This window comes from Streptosporangium sp. NBC_01755 (genome assembly GCF_035917995.1).
Taxonomy (GTDB): Bacteria; Actinomycetota; Actinomycetes; order Streptosporangiales; family Streptosporangiaceae; genus Streptosporangium.
In genome coordinates, this window is the sequence record NZ_CP109131.1 from 1,282,128 (window position 1) to 1,299,202 (window position 17,075).

At 70.2% G+C, this 17,075-nt stretch carries 13 protein-coding genes; all 13 read right to left on the minus strand.

Translation table 11 applies throughout. The features are described from left to right. Positions 1-140: 140 nt before the first annotated feature. The gene (locus tag OG884_RS05410; RefSeq protein ID WP_326642745.1) at positions 141-1,949 is read right to left on the minus strand and encodes a serine/threonine-protein kinase; all 1,809 of its coding nucleotides are present in this window, start codon (positions 1,947-1,949) and stop codon (positions 141-143) included. A 222-nt stretch (positions 1,950-2,171) separates the two neighbouring features. After that, positions 2,172-2,363: a hypothetical protein gene (locus tag OG884_RS05415; RefSeq protein ID WP_326642747.1), complete on the minus strand. Its 192-nt coding sequence runs from the start codon at positions 2,361-2,363 to the stop codon at positions 2,172-2,174. A 235-nt stretch (positions 2,364-2,598) separates the two neighbouring features. Then, a complete protein-coding gene (locus tag OG884_RS05420) occupies positions 2,599-3,888 on the minus strand; it encodes a glutamate-5-semialdehyde dehydrogenase (protein ID WP_326642749.1) in 1,290 nt (429 codons plus the stop codon). An 18-nt stretch (positions 3,889-3,906) separates the two neighbouring features. After that, positions 3,907-5,031 (minus strand): glutamate 5-kinase, encoded by a 1,125-nt coding sequence (gene proB, locus OG884_RS05425; RefSeq protein ID WP_326642751.1) that lies wholly within the window; start codon positions 5,029-5,031, stop codon positions 3,907-3,909. Positions 5,032-5,088: 57 nt separating this feature from the next. Next, positions 5,089-6,441 (minus strand): GTPase ObgE, encoded by a 1,353-nt coding sequence (gene obgE / locus OG884_RS05430; RefSeq protein ID WP_326642753.1) that lies wholly within the window; start codon positions 6,439-6,441, stop codon positions 5,089-5,091. Between the two features lie 105 nt (positions 6,442-6,546). Beyond that, complete coding sequence (gene rpmA, locus OG884_RS05435) at positions 6,547-6,804, minus strand: 50S ribosomal protein L27 (protein WP_030924780.1); 258 nt, start codon at positions 6,802-6,804, stop codon at positions 6,547-6,549. A gap of 19 nt (positions 6,805-6,823) precedes the next feature. Beyond that, complete coding sequence (gene rplU / locus OG884_RS05440; RefSeq protein WP_030924785.1) at positions 6,824-7,126, minus strand: 50S ribosomal protein L21; 303 nt, start codon at positions 7,124-7,126, stop codon at positions 6,824-6,826. A 334-nt stretch (positions 7,127-7,460) separates the two neighbouring features. Next, positions 7,461-10,232 (minus strand): Rne/Rng family ribonuclease, encoded by a 2,772-nt coding sequence (locus tag OG884_RS05445; protein WP_326642759.1) that lies wholly within the window; start codon positions 10,230-10,232, stop codon positions 7,461-7,463. A gap of 97 nt (positions 10,233-10,329) precedes the next feature. Continuing rightward, positions 10,330-11,109, minus strand: coding sequence for a TIGR03936 family radical SAM-associated protein (locus tag OG884_RS05450; RefSeq protein WP_326642761.1), 780 nt, complete (start codon positions 11,107-11,109; stop codon positions 10,330-10,332). Positions 11,110-11,213: 104 nt separating this feature from the next. Further along, complete coding sequence (locus OG884_RS05455; protein ID WP_326642762.1) at positions 11,214-13,124, minus strand: TIGR03960 family B12-binding radical SAM protein; 1,911 nt, start codon at positions 13,122-13,124, stop codon at positions 11,214-11,216. A 55-nt stretch (positions 13,125-13,179) separates the two neighbouring features. Next, entirely contained in the window at positions 13,180-14,334 is a 1,155-nt protein-coding gene (rodA, locus tag OG884_RS05460) for a rod shape-determining protein RodA (protein ID WP_326646865.1), read from the minus strand. 88 nt (positions 14,335-14,422) lie between these two features. Then, positions 14,423-16,486: a penicillin-binding protein 2 gene (gene mrdA / locus OG884_RS05465; RefSeq protein WP_326642764.1), complete on the minus strand. Its 2,064-nt coding sequence runs from the start codon at positions 16,484-16,486 to the stop codon at positions 14,423-14,425. A gap of 60 nt (positions 16,487-16,546) precedes the next feature. Further along, positions 16,547-17,074, minus strand: coding sequence for a rod shape-determining protein MreD (mreD, locus tag OG884_RS05470; RefSeq protein WP_326642766.1), 528 nt, complete (start codon positions 17,072-17,074; stop codon positions 16,547-16,549). Position 17,075 lies beyond the last annotated feature (1 nt).

The window sequence follows — 17,075 nt, forward strand, 5'->3', positions numbered from 1 at the left end:
GACCCCGAACCCTGGGCCCCGCCCCACGGATCCTGCCATGGCGAGGTTCGGTCGGCTGCCGCCTCGCGAGGCTGAGGACGGAGCCGCGGCGTGCCGCGGTGACCGCCGGCCACGCGGCGAGACACGGCCCTGACGGACCCCTACACGAGAAGGGCGATCACGCGTACGGCCGCGGAGCACAGGGCGACGAAGCCGCCCAGCACGGCGAGCGCGCGCAGGCCCTCCTTCCGGAGCTCGACGAGCCGGGCGCCGATCCGCTCGATCTCCCTGCCGAGTAGGCCGCCGCAGACGACGCCGAACACAACCCCGGAGGCGGCGACCGGGGCGGAGTGCAGCCACCACTCCGGCGGCAGCGAGCCACCGAGGGTAAGCCAGAGCGCGAGACCCGCGAGGGCGGCCGCCGGCAGCCCCGGCCAGACCAGGACGGTCAGCAACGAGACGGCGAAGATCACTGGGAAGCACAGCACCCGCAGGGCCACCCGGACCCTGGCCGACTTGCGCTTCCTGACCAGCCAGTGCCCGGCCCAGAGTGCGCGGGCCAGCGTGGCGAACAGGCCGGTGACGGCGAAGGTGGCCGGCGGCCAGATGACCGTGGCCACGACGCACGGCACGGCCAGCACGGCCAGCAGGAGCAGTGCCGCGTTACCCGTGGGCAGCGGCCCTGCCCGGCCCGGGGCCTGGAGTTCCCCGGCCGCGCCGCCGGATCGCCTTCCGCCCGCCTGGCGCCGGGTCGCCTTGCCGCCCGCGGAGGAGGGACGCCCGCCCCGCGAGGCCTCCCCCGCCGCGGAGGCCGGACGCCCGCCGCCGGGCACCTCAGCGGTCGGGGAAGCCTGACGCCCACCCCGTGACGTCTCCCCCGCCGCGAGGAGCGCTCGCCCCGCGCGGGGCGCCTCGCCTGAGGCGAGCGCCGCCCGCCCGCCGCGTGACGTGCCCTCCGAGGCGGCAGGAGAGCGTACGGCCCGCGCGGGCTCCGCGGAGCCGTCCGCCGGGGCGGGTGACCTCCCCCTGCCTGTCTCCGCCCTGGCCGGCCGGCCGCTCCTCGCGGACTCGTCGCCCTTGGCGCGGGGCTTGGAACGGCTCTCCCGCTTCCTGGCCGGGCCGGGCTGCTCCCCGGCGGGGTCGTCCGCCTTCTGGGCGGTCCCCGCCTCGCCCGGCACCACCCGGGCGAGGCGGCCGAGGCGTCCGGCGAGGAGGGCCGCGGTCGGGCGCTTGGCCGGCTCGCGGTGCAGGGCCGCGCGGATCAGGGGCAGCAGCGCGGCCGGGACCCCCTCAAGGTCGGCCTGGCCGTTGAGGATCGCGTACATCTGCGCCTCGACCGTGCCCCGGCCGAAGGTGGGCCGGCCGGTCGCGGCGAAGGCCACGGTGGCCGCCCAGGCGTGCACGTCCGCGGGTTCGCCCACGGGCTCGTCGGCGAACAGTTCGGGGGCGGCGTAACCGGGGGTGCCGAGGAAGGTGCCGGTCAGGGTGAGCCGGGTGGCGTCCAGGACGTGGGCGATGCCGAAGTCGATGAGGACGGGCTCGTCGTCCTCGTTGACCAGCACGTTGGCGGGCTTGAGGTCGCGGTGGACGACCCCGGCCGCGTGAATGATCGACAGAGCGGTGGCCAGCCCCTGCGCGAGGGTGAGCAGGCCGCCTTCCAGGGGACCGCCGCGCCGCACCCGCTCCAGCAGGGTCTCCCCTTCGATGTGCTCCATGACCAGGTAGGGCCGGTCGCCGTCGAGGTCGGCGTCGACGACTCGGGCCACATAGGGGCTCTCGACCCTGCGAAGGGCGCGGACCTCACGCTCCAGGCGCATCCGGGCCTCGGAGTCGGTGCCGACCATGCCGTGAAGGACCTTGAGCGCGACGTTGTCGCCACGGCGGCAGGTGGCGAGGTAGACCTCGCCCATGCCTCCTCGGCCGAGACGCTCCAGCAACGTGTAAGGACCGACCCGCCCGAGACGACCCATGTGACCTCCTGCGTCGGCCACATGGGTCAGGGACCGCTGCGCCTGTCGGGTCGCTCGCTACCGCTCGCTTCCCTGCTGTCCAGCCATAGGAGACCACACCATAGCGGGCGAGTGTGACGTTTTCCCGATGGCACGCCGGACTCCCGAAAAGATCGGCACGGCGGGGACGCGCACGTCCCCGCCGGCATTCTCAGGCTCGGGTCAGGTCGCGGGCGGGGCACCTCAGCGCCGGCGCCCGGGGTCGCGGGCCGGGTCTTCCAGCAGGTTGTCGAGCTTCGCGGTGGGTTCGGCCGACAGGTCGCGGCGCCGGGTGCGGCGCCAGTTGACATGCCCGCGGCTCTCCAGAAACAGCAGCAGCCGATCCACGCCAAAAAGAACAAAAGCTATGAAAAGGAATACAACTACGATTTCCATGAAGCCCAGTCAAACCATAAGCGACCGCTATCACACGGAGCGACACACCGTAACGCTCGGCAACCACCGAGGTCGCCGAACGAGATCCCCGACGAACCCCCCGGTATGCCGGCTTCACCATCATGTTCAGCGAAGCGAGGGGACCGCCGGGTTTACCCGGCGGCTGAATCACTTCCCGGTTACGGTTCCCGTGTTTGAAACGGTCAGGGCTTGGCCGTCGCCTACCTGGCCCCCTCTATCTCGGGCCGGTTTCGGCCGAGGCGAGGACCGTGCCCTCGCTGGTGCGCAGATGGCCCTCGCCGGTGTAGACCCACTTGGTCGAGGTCAGCTCCGGCAGGCCCATGGGGCCGCGCGCGTGCAGCTTCTGGGTGGAGATGCCGATCTCCGCTCCGAAGCCGAACTCCGCGCCGTCGGTGAACCGGGTCGAGGCGTTGACCGCCACGGCCGCGGAGTCGACCAGGGCGACGAACCTGCGGGAGGCGCTGACCGAGCGCGTGACGATCGCGTCGGTGTGGGCCGAGCCGTACTTCCTGATGTGCGCGACCGCGTCCTCCAGCGAGTCGACCACGGCGGCCGCGATGTCCAGCGAGAGATACTCCATCCGGAAGTCCTCCTCGTTCGCGGGCACCACGTCGCCGTACGCCGCGACGCGGGCGTCGCCGTGCACCGTGACCCCCTCCGCCGCCAGCGCGGCCAGCGCGCGCGGCACGAAGGCGTCGGCCACGGCCGCGTGCACCAGAAACGTCTCCGCGGAGTTGCAGACCGAGGGACGCTGGACCTTGGCGTTGATCAGGATCTGGATCGCCAGGTCGAGGTCGGCGTCGGCGTCGACATAGACGTGGCAGTTGCCCACCCCGGTCTCGATCACCGGGACCGTGGACTCCTCCACCACCGAATTGATCAGCGAGGCGCCGCCTCGCGGGATCAGTACGTCGACCAGGCCGCGGGCCCGGATGAGCTGCTTGACCGAGTCGCGGGTCAATCCGGGGACCAGCTGGACGGCCCCTGCGGGCACCTCGGTGCCCGCCAGCGCCTCCTGCATGATCCTGACGAGAACCGTGTTGGACTCGTACGCGCTGGAGGAGCCGCGCAGCAGGGTGGCGTTGCCGCTCTTGAGGCAGAGCGCCGCGGCGTCCACGGTCACATTGGGCCGGCCCTCGTAGATGATGCCGATCACCCCGAGCGGGACCCGGAGCTGGCGCAGCTCCAGCCCGTTGGGCAGCGTGTTGCCCCGGATCACCTCACCCACCGGGTCGGGAAGGTCGGCGACCTGGCGGACCGCCTCGGCGATCGCCTCTATCCTGGCCTCGTCAAGGCTGAGACGGTCGATCATGTATTCGGAGATCCCGCTCTCCCTGGCCTTCTCGACGTCGAGCGCGTTGGCCGCGACGATCTCGGCGGACCCGGCCACGAGCGCGTCTGCGATCACACGGAGCGCGGCGTCCTTCGGCGCCCTCGGCAGCGGGGCCAGCTCGGCGGCGGCCTCTTTAGCCGCCAGGGCTACCTTCAGGAAGTCCTCGGACATCTCGCGCTCCCAAAAGAACTAGTGGTGGAATTCCAGTATGACGATGTCGTCACGGTGGATGAGCTCTCGTTCGTACTCGGGCCCCAGGGTGGCCGCCAGTTCCCTGGTGGAACGGCCGAGCAGTCCGGGAATCTCCCCCGCGTCGAAGTTGACCAGGCCGCGCGCGACCACCTGGCCGAGCGGCCCGCACAGATCCACCGGGTCGCCCGCCGCGAACTCGCCCTCGACCGCCGTGACCCCCGCGGGAAGCAGTGACTTGCGGCGGCTCACCACGGCCTCGACGGCGCCGGAGTCCAGGTGGAGCCGGCCTCGGCCGGTGGTGGCGTGAGCCAGCCAGAGCAGGCGGGTGCCCGGGTGGCGGCCCTCGGGATGGAAATAGGTGCCGACATCGGCTCCCGCGAGAGCCTGGGCCGCGTGCGCGGCGGCGGTCAGCACCACGGGAACGCCCGCCCCTGTGGCGATCTTGGCGGCCTGAACCTTGGTGACCATGCCACCGGTGCCGACCGCGCCGCCCTTGCCGAGCTCGACCCCGACGAGGTCGGAGGGGCCGCGCACCTCGGTAAGCCGGCGGGCACCGGGGCGGCGGGGATCGCCGTCGTAGAGAGCGTCCACATCCGACAGCAGCACCAGCGCGTCGGCCCTGGTCAGATGAGCGACCAGGGCGGCGAGGCGGTCGTTGTCGCCGAAGCGGATCTCGTCGGTGGCCACGGTGTCGTTCTCGTTGACCACCGGGACGATGCCCAGCTCAAGCAGGCGTGCCAGCGTGCGCTCGGCGTTGACGTGGTGCGAGCGGCGCATCATGTCGTCGGCGGTCAGCAGCACCTGGCCGACCCGCAGGCCGTACCGGGCGAAGGAGGAGGTGTAGCGTGCCACCAGCACGCCCTGGCCGACCGAGGCCGCGGCCTGCTGGGTGGCGAGGTCGCGTGGCCGGGCGGGCAGGCCCAGCGGGCCGAGGCCCGCCGCGATCGCACCCGAGGAGACCAGCACGATCTGGGTGCCGGACTTCCGCCGAGCGCCGAGCACGTCCACCAGGGCGTCCACCCGGTCGACGTCGATCATTCCCTGCGGAGTGGTGAGCGAGGACGAACCCACCTTCACGACGAGGCGTGAAGCCGTACGGATCCGTTCGCGCGCAGAGTCCACGACACGCACCTTTCAAAGACGATCACTGGAAAGAACAGCGGGGTTCCCGGCACCGCGCTAACCGAGCCGGTTGTCCGATCCGCGCGGCCCCTGGCGCACGGCCTCGGCGTTGAGCGTCGGCTGCCAGTCGAAGATGTAGCCGTTCTCCATGGAACCGATGATCACTTCGGCCCCTGCCTTCGCCCCGGCCTTGGTGAGCTCCTCCTCGACGCCGAGCCGCTCCAGCCGGTCGGCCAGGTAGCCCACGGCCTCGTCGTTCGTGAAGTCGGTCTGGCGGATCCACCGCTCCGGCTTGGCCCCGGTGACCTGGAAGGTGTCCTCGTCGACCCGGCGGACGGCGAATCCCGTGTCCCCGTGCTGCCTGGGCCTGATGACCAGCCGGGTCGGCTCGGGGACCGGAGCGGCGGCCCTGGCCGCGGCGACCATCTCCCCCATGGCGTAGGTCAGCTCCTTGAGCCCCTCATGGGTGGCCGCGGAGATCGAGAAGACCCGCAACCCCCGCTCCTCGAGCATCGGCCCGACGATGTCGGCCAGATCGCGGGCGTCGGGCACGTCGGACTTGTTGAGCACCGCCAGGCGCGGCCGGTCCTCCAGCTTGCCGTACGCCGCGAGCTCGGCCTCGATCGCCTCGTAGTCGCTGACGGGGTCACGGCCCGGCTCCATCGTGGCGCAGTCGATCACGTGCACCAGCGTGTTGCAACGCTCGACGTGGCGCAGGAACTCGTGCCCCAGGCCCTTGCCCTGCGAGGCGCCGGGGATCAGGCCGGGGACGTCCGCGACCGTGAAGACGGTCGCGCCGGCGGTGACCACTCCGAGGTTGGGTACCAGCGTGGTGAACGGGTAGTCGGCGATCTTCGGACGGGCGGCGGAGAGCGCCGCGATGAGAGAGGACTTGCCCGCGCTGGGGAAGCCGACCAGCGCCACGTCGGCGACGCTCTTCATCTCCAGCATCACATCGCGCTCGTCGCCCGGCTCACCGAGCAGCGCGAAACCGGGGGCCTTGCGCTTGGTGGAGGCCAGCGCGGCGTTGCCGAGCCCGCCGTGCCCACCCTCGGCGATCACATAGCGGGTGCCCGCGCCGATCAGGTCGATGAGGACCTCACCCGTGTCGGCGTCCTTGACCACGGTGCCGTCGGGAACCGGGATGACGATGTCGGGACCGTTGGCGCCGTCGCGGTTGGCGCCATGTCCCTGCTTGCCGTTGTCGGCCTTGCGGTGCGGGCGGCGGTGGTACTCCAGGAGCGTCGCCGTGTTGGCGTCCACCTCCAGGATCACGTCGCCGCCGCGGCCGCCGTTGCCCCCGTCCGGGCCCCCCAGCGGCTTGAACTTCTCCCGATGGACAGAGGCGCAGCCGTTTCCCCCGTCACCGGCCTTGATGTGCAGGACCACCTGGTCCACAAAGTCCGGCATGTCTACTTTCCTACCTCTATCTACGGGAACTTCGACGAAAAACGCGAACAGGGGTGGACCGCTGAATGCGATCCACCCCTGCGCTCAACGTCTGTCGGTGCGAATCTACTCCGCGACCGGAACGATGCTCACCGCGCGGCGCCCGCGCTTGACGCCGAACAGAACGTGGCCTGCGGCCAGCGCGAACAGCGTGTCGTCACTGCCACGGCCAACGTTGTCGCCGGGGTGGAAGTGGGTGCCACGCTGACGAACGATGATCTCGCCGGCGTTGACCAGCTGACCACCGAAGCGCTTCACACCGAGCCGCTGGGCGTTGGAGTCGCGGCCGTTCCGAGTGGACGACGCGCCCTTCTTGTGTGCCATCTCGCAAAACTCCCGAAACTCAGGCCTGGTCGATGCCGGTGATCTTCACCTGGGTGTACCGCTGGCGGTGACCCTGGCGCTTCTTGTACCCCGACTTGTTCTTGTACTTCAGAATCCGGATCTTCGGACCCTTGGTCTCACCGAGAATCTCGGCGGCAACCGTGAACTTGCCCGCCTCGGTGGTCACGTCGCCGTCGTTGACGACGAGGACCGTCGGCAGCGAAACCGTGGAACCGACCTCGCCGGCGACCTTGTCCACTTCAAGGACGTCACCGACGGAGACCTTCTGCTGCCTGCCGCCGCAACGAACGATCGCGTACACCGCGGAACCCTTCTTCTGACTGCTTGCTCGCTGGATGCTGCGCCCCGCATCCGGCTATGGTCATTGATGACGTACCGGGTAGGCGCGCGAACAGGGCGCGCCATGAGCGCACCGGTTCACCAGAGTACCGGATTGACGGTGTCCTGGTCGAACCGGGCGGAACGTCGGGGGTGCCGACCCCAGGTCCTGCTCCTTGGATCTTCTGCCTGCCTTGGTCACCCAGGCGGGGCCTCCGCGGCGGCTTCGTCACCCATAACACGCTATGAGCTCCTCTTCCGCCTTGCGAGACACCACCCGGCAGACCCTCGCCACGGCAAGATCTGCGGGACAGGACCTACTCGGCCGGCCTGGCCTTGCGGGAGCGTCTCCGCCCCCGGCCAGAAGCCTGTGCTGCCTGACCGTCCTCATTCTGGACGCCGTCAAGCGCATCGGTCACCGTATCACGACCCGACTGGTCACCGGCCGCCACAGCCTGGCTACCGTCCTTGCCGAGTTTCTCCGCGACGGCCTTCTCGACCGCCATCTTGCCCTGCGTGCCCCGCGGCTCCGGCTTGCCCTCGACCGGCTCGGCCGAGACGTGCAGGCCACGTCCGTTGCAGCACTCGCAGACCGTGGAGAACGCCTCCAGGAGGCCCTGACCGACCCGCTTGCGCGTCATCTGGACCAGGCCGAGGGAGGTGACCTCGGCGACCTGGTGCTTGGTACGGTCGCGGGCCAGGCACTCCAGCAGCCGCCTCAGCACCAGGTCCCGGTTGTTCTCCAGCACCATGTCGATGAAGTCGATGACGATGATGCCACCGATGTCGCGCAGCCTGAGCTGGCGGACGATCTCCTCGGCCGCCTCCAGGTTGTTGCGGGTGACGGTCTCCTCAAGGTTGCCGCCCTGGCCGGTGAACTTGCCGGTGTTGACGTCGACCACGGTCATGGCCTCGGTCCTGTCGATCACCAGCGAGCCACCACTGGGCAGCCAGACCTTGCGCTCCATCGCCTTGGCGATCTGCTCGTCGATCCGGTAGGCGGCGAAGACGTCGCCGCCCTCCTCCCACCTGCTGAGGCGGCCGGCCAGGTGCGGGGCGACGTAACGGACGTACTCATCGACCGTCTCCCATACCTCGTCTCCCGCGACGACCAGCGAGGCGAAGTCCTCGTTGAACACGTCCCGGACCACCCGGACCGTCAGGTCCGGCTCGGAGGAGAGCAGCTCCGGCGCGCTGGCCGACTTGGCCTTGCGCTGGATGTTCTCCCACTGCGCCGACAGCCTGGCCACGTCGCGGCTCAGTTCGTCCTCCGACGCGCCCTCGGCGGCCGTGCGGACGATGACCCCGGCGTTCTCCGGCATGACCTTCTTGAGGATGCTCTTGAGGCGGGTGCGCTCCTTGTCGGGGAGCTTGCGGCTGATCCCGGTCATCGAGCCGTCGGGCACGTAGACCAGGTAGCGCCCAGGAAGGCTGATCTGGCTCGTCAGGCGGGCGCCCTTGTGCCCCATCGGGTCCTTGGTGACCTGCACCAGCACCGACTGGCCCGACTTCAGCGCCACCTCGATCCGCTTGGGCTGCCCCTCCAGCCCCGCGGTGTCGAAGTTCACCTCTCCGGCGTACAGCACCGCGTTGCGGCCCTTGCCGATGTCGACGAACGCGGCCTCCATGCTCGGCAGGACGTTCTGCACCTTGCCGAGGTAGACGTTGCCCACGTACGACTGGCTCGCCTCGCGGTTGACGTAGTGCTCGACGAGGACGCCGTCCTCCAGCACCGCGATCTGGGTGCGCCCGCCGGTACGACGGACCACCATCACGCGCTCGACGGACTCCCGGCGGGCCAGGAACTCCGACTCGGTGATGATCGGCGGACGCCTGCGGCCGAGCTCACGCCCCTCGCGGCGGCGCTGCTTCTTGGCCTCCAGGCGGGTCGAGCCGCGCACACTCTGCACCTCGTCCACCGAGGTGCTGCGCCCGGCGCGGGGCGCGCGAATGCGCACCACGGTGTTCGGCGGGTCATCCGGGACCTCGCCCGTCTCATCGGTGCCCCTGCGCCGCCTGCGGCGACGCCGGCGCGAACTGCCGCTCTCCGAGTCGTCGTCCTGCTCGGCCTCGGGCCTGTCCTCTTCCTCCGGCTCGGCCTCGGTCTCCTCGCTCTCGTCGAGGTCGCGCGTCTTGCCACGGCCCCGACCGCCCCTGCGGCGCCGACGCCGACGGCCACCGGCGTCGTCGTCCTCTCCGTCCGTGTCGTCGTCCTCGGGCTCCTCGGCGATCTCGGCCTTCGCCACGGCCGGCTCGGGCTCCGGCTGCGGCGCGGGAGGCTGGACCGGCGCGGGCCGGGCGGCGGGCTGCGTGGCCCGCTGCGGGTCGGGGGCCTGGAACAGCGGCTGGAACACCGCCGCGGGCGCCTGGAAGGTCACCGAGGGCACCTCGGAACGTTCTTGGGCGACCAGCCCGAAGGGGTCGGCGAACAGCCCCGGCCGCCGTCCCTCGGCGACCTCCTCGACAACGTCCTCACCGGCGGGCTCGTCATCGAGCGGCTCGTCGGCGGGCATCTCGAGCAGCAGCTCCGCCTCGACCTCCTCCGCCACGGCCGTGGGCACGTTGTCGGCGACCTTCTCGGCCTCGGCCGGCGCCTCCCGTACGACCGCCTTCTTGCGCGTACGAGTGCGCTTGACAGGGGCGGCAGGCGCCTCCTGCGGCGCGGGCTCGGCGAAGGGCTCCTGAACGGCGGCGGGCTCCGCCCCGGCGATCCCCGTCTCGACAGGCTCGGCGACCGGTTCGGCCGCCTTCTTCGCACGACTACGCCGCGCGGTGGTGGCGACACCGTCCGTCGTGGCGGCCTTGCGCCTGATGGCGCGCTTGGGCGCCATCTCCTTCATCTCCGCCGCCGCCTCCGCGGACTCCGCCGCGGGCACGGCCGCACCGGCCGGCGATGGTTCCGGCGAGGTGTCGGACGCCGCCCGAGGTGCGGGTGCCGACACGACCTCGGGAACCGAATCCGGCTCCTCCGGCGGAGGGCCGGCAGGTCGGCTCGCGGCCCTGCGCCGGGGCGCCGGTGGCTGCGTCTCTTCTGTTGTCGTATCCCCGCCGAGGCCGTTGACCTCGGCGTTGGGCTCGTTGTCGAGCATGCGGGCGCTCTCCCGTTCAGCTCCCGGGCGCGTCTCCGCGCCGCGCGGGAGCTCTCGTCTCTCACTGTCCGCCAGGCTCATAGCCCGGCGCCAAGTCCTATATGTCGCCGCCGACGCGCCTGCCCACCGGTTCCGTCTCGCCGCCGCGCGTAATGTCGCGGTCCAGGCCGAACGGATCAGCGGGCTCACCGGTGCGAACGTCCAGCGGGCCCTGCGCCAGCCTGGTCACCTCGGGGGGCACCGGCGGCGCGAAGTCAGCCACAAGACGCAGTCCAGTGAGAACGTCGTCGGGTCGAACGGCAGGAGTTGCGTGCCGTACAACCATGCGAAGTATGACACATGGCCGACTGGACGCCTGACCTGCTGTTGTCCCTTTGCCCTCAAATGCCGCGAGGCTCAGCACCGCCTCCCGCGCGTCGAAACGTCGTATCCCCTTCTTGGTAAGGCGTTCGACCTCGACGTGATCGGTGGCGACGAATTTCTCAACCGCGACCCCGGTGAGGGCGAGATCGGCCTCAGGCAGCCGAAGTTCCCACGCCGAGCACTCCATCTGGTCGGCCAGGCTCGCGGGGCCCGCCTCCACGACGTCGAGCACGTCGAGACCGGGCGGCAGCGAGGCGTCCAGAGCGGCTCGCAACCACTCCGGGTCACACTCCCGAGTCACGCTGATCTCGAGGTATTCGGCCTCGCTGGCCACCCCGGTGGGGGCGGCCCCTCCCACATAGGAGATCTTCGGGTGGGGCGAGAAGCCCGCGCTGAACGCCACCGGGACATCGGCTCGCCGGACCGCCCGTTCAAGGGCCCGGGAGATGTCGCGGTGGCTGGTGAAGCGCAGGCGGCCGCGCTTGGCGTAGCGCACACGAAGGCGCTGCACCACTGGCGCGGGCGGCGGCCCGTCGGGAGCGGGTTTCAGGGTGGTGTCGTCCTTTCAAAGTCGTGGTCGTCATCTCTACGGTGGGCGGTACTCACGCACCGCCTACCTCAGACAACCGTCAGTGGCAGCAGCTTCTTCCCGGTGGGCCCGATCTGGATCTCTGTCCCCATCGTGGGACAGACACCGCAGTCGTAGCACGGGGTCCATCGGCAGTCTTCGACCTCGACGTCGTTGACCGCGTCCTGCCAGTCCTGCCAGAGCCATTCGCGGTCGAGGCCGGCATCGAGGTGATCCCAGGGCAGGACCTCGTTCTCCTCGCGCTCACGCGTGGTGTACCAGTCGACGTCGACGCCGACCTTGGCGGCGGCGTCCATCCAGCGCTGATAGGAGAAGTGCTCGCTCCAGCCGTCGAACCGGCCGCCGTCCGCCCACACCGCGCGGATGACCTCCCCGACCCGGCGGTCCCCCCTGGAGAGCAGGCCCTCCACGATCGAGGGCTTGCCGTCGTGGTAGCGCAGGCCGATGGCCCGGCCGTACTCCCTGTCACCGCGCAGGGCCTCCTTCAACGCCCTGAGCCTGCGGTCGACCGTCTCGTGGTCGGCCTGGCCGGCCCATTGGAACGGGGTGTGCGGTTTGGGAACGAAGCCGCCGATGGAGACCGTACAGCGGACGTCGCGCGACCCGGTGGCCTCTCGACCGGCCTTGATGACCTTCTTGGCCAGGTCGGCGATGCCCTCGACGTCGACGTCCTCCTCGGTGGGCAGGCCGCACATGAAGTAGAGCTTCACCTGTCGCCAGCCCTGGGTGTACGCGGTGGTGACGGTCCGGATCAGGTCTTCCTCCGTGACCATCTTGTTGATCACCTTGCGCATCCGCTCGGAGCCCCCCTCGGGGGCGAACGTCAGGCCGGAGCGTCGGCCGTTGCGGGAGAACTCATTGGCCAGGTCGATGTTGAAGGCGTCGACCCGGGTCGAGGGCAGCGAGAGCGAGGTGTTGGTGCCCTCGTAGCGGTCCGCCAGCCCCTTGGCGACCTCACCGATCTCGGAGTGGTCGGCCGAGGAGAGCGACAGCAGGCCGACCTCGTTGAAACCTGAGGCCTTCACGCCCGCCTCGACCATGTCGCCGATCGTGGTGATCGAGCGCTCACGCACCGGACGGGTGATCATGCCGGCCTGGCAGAACCGGCAACCCCGGGTACACCCGCGGAAGATCTCCACGCTGAACCGCTCGTGCACGGTCTCGGCCAGCGGGACCAGCGGCTTCTTCGGATACGGCCACTCGTCCAGGTCCATGACCGTGTGCTTGTGGATCCGCCACGGCACACCCGACCTGTTGGGTGCGACACGCTGGATGCGGCCGTCGGGGTGGTAGTCGACGTCGTAGAACTTCGGCACGTAGACCCCGCCCGACTCGGCCAGCCGCATCAGCAGCCCGTCACGCCCGCCGGGCGAGCCCTCGGTCTTCCACTCGCGGATGACCTCGGTGATCGCGATGGCGATCTGCTCCCCGTCGCCCAGTACGGCGGCGTCGAGAAAGTCGGCGATCGGCTCGGGGTTGAACGCCGCGTGGCCGCCGGCCAGGACGATCGGATCGTCGTCGCCCCGCTCCGCCGCCTCCAGCGGGATGCCCGCCAGGTCCAGCGCGGTCAGCATGTTGGTGTAGCCCAGCTCGGTCGAGAAGGAGAGACCGAACACGTCGAACGCCCGTACGGGCCGGTGTGCGTCGACCGTGAACTGGGGCACGCCCTCGGAGCGCATGAGCGCCTCCAGGTCGGGCCAGACCGCGTAGGTCCGCTCGGCCAGCGTCTCCGGCAGCTCGTTGAGGATCTCGTAGAGGATCTGGACACCCTGGTTGGGCAGGCCGACCTCGTAGGCGTCCGGATACATCAACGCCCAGCGAACCGTGCTCTCGTCCCAGTCCTTGACTGTCGAGTTGAGCTCACCTCCGACATACTGGATCGGCTTCTGCACTTTGGGCAGGAGCGCTTCCAGGCGGGGAAACAGCGACTCGACAGACATGCCATCAAGAATATCCGCCTGGAGAGAGTGCCATCGGCAGTCGCCCATGCCGGTGCTAGAAAGACTGTCGGCGCATGTGAATCGCCTGAAGCAGCCCAAAGGCAATCATGTTGGCGAAGGTGGCGGTACCGCCGTAGGAGACGAACGGCAGGGGAAGGCCGGTGATCGGCATGATCCCGACCGTCATCCCGATGTTGACGAACGACTGGAAGGCCAGCCAGCACACGATCGATCCGGCCGCCAGCGCGCCGAACCGATCCTCGCACTCGCGCGCGATCCGCACCCCCCGGAGCAGGATCACCCCGAGCAGCGCCACCACGGTGACCGAACCGAGGAAACCGAACTCCTCCCCCGCCACCGTGAAGATGAAGTCTGTGTGCTGCTCGGGTACGAAGCGGCCGGTGGTCTGGCCACCCCCGAACAGCCCTTTGCCGTACACCTCTCCCGACCCGATCGCGATCAGCGACTGGGTGCTGTTGTAGCCGACCCCGCGCGGATCGCTGGCCGGGTTGAGGAACGCGGTGAACCGGGCGATCTGGTACGGCTCCAGGATGTCGAGGAACCACACGGCGACCCCCGCGCCGAGCACGCCGAGGGTGAGCCCGCCGATCCAGCGCTTGCGGGCGCCGGCCACGACGATCGCACCGGCCGTGATCACCCCGATGACCATCGTGGTTCCCAGGTCGGGCTGGAGCATCACCAGTCCCATGGTGAAGGTGGCCACCACCAGCGCGATCACGACGTCGAAACTTCTCGGCCGGTCGGTGCCGCGGGCGGGCTGGGCGAGCAGCATGGCGAGCATCAGCACCAGGCCGAGCTTGGCCAACTCCGAGGGCTGGAACGCGAAACCACCACCCAGCATGATCCACGAGTGTGCGCCGTTCACGGTGCTGCCGAGGGGGGTGATCACCAGCAGTAGTCCGATCAGCGTCACGCCGTACACCAGCGGCGCGAAGGTTCTCAGCGTCCGGTGGTCCACCATCGCGGCCGTACCGGCCAGCACGGCTCCGATGACGAGGTTGAGGATATGCTTCTTGACCAGCCCCGTGGAGCCGGCCGCCCAGGTCCTGGTCGAAGACCAGACCAGCATCGTGCCGATCACCCCCAGGGCGGCTACGGCGACCAGCATCATCCCGTCCATCCGGCCCACTGCGGAGAGCGCCGCCACCATCCGGCCGGCCAGGGACGCCCTGGGCGGCGAGGCCGCCATCCGGTTCACGCCGCCCTCCTGGCGGACGTCACCGCCGACGCCGTCACAGACCTCACCGCGGACGGTGTCACAGATGCCACAGCGAATGTCATCGCGCCACCGTCCCGTCTTTCGCGATCACCGGAAGCGCTCTCACCGGGCGCCCGCTCGGCAGGATCGGGGAGGACGGCTTGCCGTCGGGCTTGAACCCGAAGATGCCCTCGTAGATCTTCCGCACCGCCGGAGCCGCGGTCTGGGCGCCCATCCCGCCCTGGGACACCATGGCGACGATCACGAACTGCGGCTTGTCCGTCGGAGCGAACGAGGCGAACCAGGACGTGTCAGCCTTGCCGTAGACCTCGGCGGTGCCGGTCTTTCCACCGATCTTGACCTTGTCCATGGGGAACCCGGCAAAGGCCCCGGCCGCGGTGCCGTCGGAGGCGACCTCGCTCAGCGCCCCCTTGATGTAGGCCCGCTCCCGCGGTGAGAGCGGCAGCCTGCCCACCACCGGCACCTCGATCTCCTTGACCTTGGTGCCGTCGGGACGCACCAGCGCCCAGCCCACCCGGGGGCTGCGCAGCCTGCCGTCCCCGACCAGTGCCGCGTAGGCCGCCGCCAGCTGCAGCGGCGTCACCAGCACGTCGCCCTGCCCGATGGAGAAGTTGGCGGCGTCACCGGGCCGCCACTGGTACCCCTCCAGGCAGTTCTCGTACGCCAGTCGCTTGAGGAAGGCGGCCCTGCTGGGACTGCTCCTGGCCACCTCCGGGTAACCGGTCCTGGCCCGCTTGCAGTTGGTGTCCTTGGTCACCGCCCAGAGCGTCTTCTTCCAAGCCCGGTCGGGGATCCGACCCGCCGACTCACCCGGCAGGTCGATACCGGTGGGGCGGCCGAAACCATAGGCGCGCGCCATGGCCGCCATCGGCTCCTTGGTCCTCGCCTTGGGGGTGAGCCCGCCGTCGCGCAGCCACTGCTCGTAGGCCGCCCGGTAGAAGATCGTGTCGCAGGACTTCACCAGCGCCGTGTGCAGGGTGAGCGTTCCCAGCCCGATACCCCGGAAGTTGTTGAACGGCCGGTCGCCCACCATGAAGGACCCCGGGCAGTCGTACTGGCCGTTCAGCGGGTAGCCGTCCTTGAGCATCGCCGCCACCGACGACACCTTGAACGTCGAACCAGGCGCGAACTCGCCCTTGATGGCCCGGGAGATCAGCGGCTTGCCCGCCTTGCCGGACAGCAGGCGCTGGTAGTGCACCTCGGAGATTCCCCCGGTCCAGATCTCCGGATCGTACGTCGGCGCGCTGGCCAGGGCGACGACCCTGCTCGTCTTCACGTCCAGTACCACCGCCGCCGCTCCGTCGGCGCTGGGCGCGCCCTTCATCGCCTCGGCCAGCGCCTTCTCCGCCGTTGCCTGCACTTTGGAGTCGATGCTGGTGATGAGCGTGTCGCCCGGCACCGGAGGCACGTGCTGCTCCACCCCGGTGACCTTGCCAAGCCGATCGACCTGCACCCGCCGCATCCCCGGCGTTCCCCGCAGGGACACGTCGTAGACCGACTCCAGGCCGTCCCTGCCCACCAGGTCGACCCCGGAGAACGCCGCCCTGAGCCCGTCGCGCCTGTTCAACTCCTCCTGCGTGATCGGCTGCAGGTAGCCGAGCGCCTGTGCTCCCGCGCTCCGGCTCGGATACTCCCGCACCGCCTGCACCTCGGCCGTGACCCCGGGAAACTCCTCCTGCCGCTCCAGGATCTGCAGGGCCTCGCGCGTGGTGACGTCCGCGTCGATGGGGATCGGCTGGTACGGGGAGCCGGGCCAGCAGGGACGGGTGACCCCCGGCCCGCATGCCCTGATGCGCTCCCGCAACTCGGCGGGGCGACGGCCGAGCACGGCGGCCAGTTTCTCGAGCACCTCCTTGCCGTTGCCCTCCATCCGGTTCAGGCGGGTGCGGTCGACCGAGACCACCAGTGTGGTCCGGTTTCGCACCAGCGGATGGCCCGTCGAGTCGAGGATCTGCCCGCGCACCGCGGGAACGACGACATCGCGCGTGCGCGTCTCGGTGGCGGCCACCACGTACTCCGGGCCGCGCACCACCTGTACCTGCCAGAGCCGGACGGCGAGCAGCGCCAGCATCGACACCACCAGTAACTGCACCACGACCAGTCGCCCTCGCATCAGGCCCATGCCCGTTCCTCCCCACCGCCACTCACGTGTCCCGCAGCACGAGGTGCCTCGTACGCGGCCTCACGAGCGGCTCCGCATGACGTATCCGAGCACCTGGACGGGGCGCGCCTCCGGCCCGCAGACGAGCCTTCGCACCACCCACACCACCGGCGACGCGGCAAGCAGGTTGTAGAGCACCGCCTGCGGCAGCGCCGTCGTGAGCATGGACATGCCGGTCCGCGGGTCTCCCAGCAGGGCGCCGGCCGCCACCGCGATCACCGGACCGGCGGCCGCGCAGGCCAGCGCCGCGAGCGGCCCCGCCCCCGGATGGCTCTCCACCGCGCGTCCCGCCATGAAGCCGACGAGGCAGAGCACCAGCGCGTGGTACCCGAACAGGTGCGCGGCCGGCGGCAGCACATCGCTGAGAAGTCCGGCCGCGAAACCCATGACCGCCCCCGCCGCGGCCCCGCGGGCCAGCGCGTACCCCACCACGGCGAGCAGCACCAGATCCGGCGCGGCCTGTCCCGGCAGCGGCAACCTGTTGACGACGGTCACCTGGAAGATCATGATTCCCAGGAGCAGCGTCACGAAGATCGCGTTGCGGCCCATC

Coding starts and splice junctions, on each gene's coding strand:
- OG884_RS05410 (WP_326642745.1), bottom strand. CDS start 1,949: ATGGGTCGTCTCGGGCGGGTCGGTCCTTACACGTTGCTGGAGCGTCTC.
- OG884_RS05415 (WP_326642747.1), bottom strand. CDS start 2,363: ATGGAAATCGTAGTTGTATTCCTTTTCATAGCTTTTGTTCTTTTTGGC.
- OG884_RS05420 (WP_326642749.1), bottom strand. CDS start 3,888: ATGTCCGAGGACTTCCTGAAGGTAGCCCTGGCGGCTAAAGAGGCCGCC.
- obgE (WP_326642753.1), bottom strand. CDS start 6,441: ATGCCGGACTTTGTGGACCAGGTGGTCCTGCACATCAAGGCCGGTGAC.
- rpmA (WP_030924780.1), bottom strand. CDS start 6,804: ATGGCACACAAGAAGGGCGCGTCGTCCACTCGGAACGGCCGCGACTCC.
- OG884_RS05445 (WP_326642759.1), bottom strand. CDS start 10,232: ATGCTCGACAACGAGCCCAACGCCGAGGTCAACGGCCTCGGCGGGGAT.
- OG884_RS05455 (WP_326642762.1), bottom strand. CDS start 13,124: ATGTCTGTCGAGTCGCTGTTTCCCCGCCTGGAAGCGCTCCTGCCCAAA.
- rodA (WP_326646865.1), bottom strand. CDS start 14,334: ATGGCGGCCTCGCCGCCCAGGGCGTCCCTGGCCGGCCGGATGGTGGCG.
- mrdA (WP_326642764.1), bottom strand. CDS start 16,486: ATGGGCCTGATGCGAGGGCGACTGGTCGTGGTGCAGTTACTGGTGGTG.
- mreD (WP_326642766.1), bottom strand. CDS start 17,074: ATGGGCCGCAACGCGATCTTCGTGACGCTGCTCCTGGGAATCATGATC.